Origin of the sequence: Pseudonocardia sp. N23 (assembly GCF_002583555.1) — a bacterium.
Classification (GTDB): domain Bacteria; phylum Actinomycetota; class Actinomycetes; order Mycobacteriales; family Pseudonocardiaceae; genus Pseudonocardia.
In genome coordinates, this window is record NZ_BEGX01000015.1 from 1 (window position 1) to 578 (window position 578).

The following is a 578-nucleotide window of genomic DNA, read 5'->3' on the forward strand; positions in this document are numbered from 1 at the left end:
CTGGCCTACCGGGGTGCGCTCCTGCAACACCTCGACCGCTTCGCCGAAGCCAAGACCGTCCTCGCCCGCGCCGCCGCACTCTGCCGCCGCACCGGCGAGTTCCGCCCCCTCCTCCAAACCCTCTTCTTCACCGCACTCGCCCGCGGCGACTCCGGCGACTTCTCCGGAGCACTCCGCGCCCTCGACAACGCCCGCCGCCTCATCGACGCCGAAAAACTCGGCTTCTACCGCGCCGGCATCGAAACCGCCACCAGCTGGCTCTGGCAAGAACTCGGCAACCCCCACCGCGCCCGCGACCACGCCGAACACGCCGTCGAACTCGCCCGCCGCGGCGGCGGCGCACTCGAACTCGAACAAGAACTCCACGCCCTCCTCGCCCTCGCCGACTGCCACCTCCTCCTCGGCAACGACGACCACGCCGCCGACCTCGTCACCACAGCCGCCCCCACCCTCGACCGCTCACTCCCCTTCAAACCCCGCGCCACCATGCGCTACCTCGAAATGCGCGCCCGCTGGGAACCCGACCACGCCGACGCACTCCTCACCGAAGCCCGCCTCTACTCCAGCCCCAAGTACGA

The 578-nt window shown here is 70.6% G+C and carries 1 pseudogene; it reads left to right on the plus strand.

Annotated elements, in window-relative coordinates:
- A pseudogene (locus TOK_RS05915) lies at positions 1–578 on the plus strand (transcriptional regulator); the annotation flags it as partial.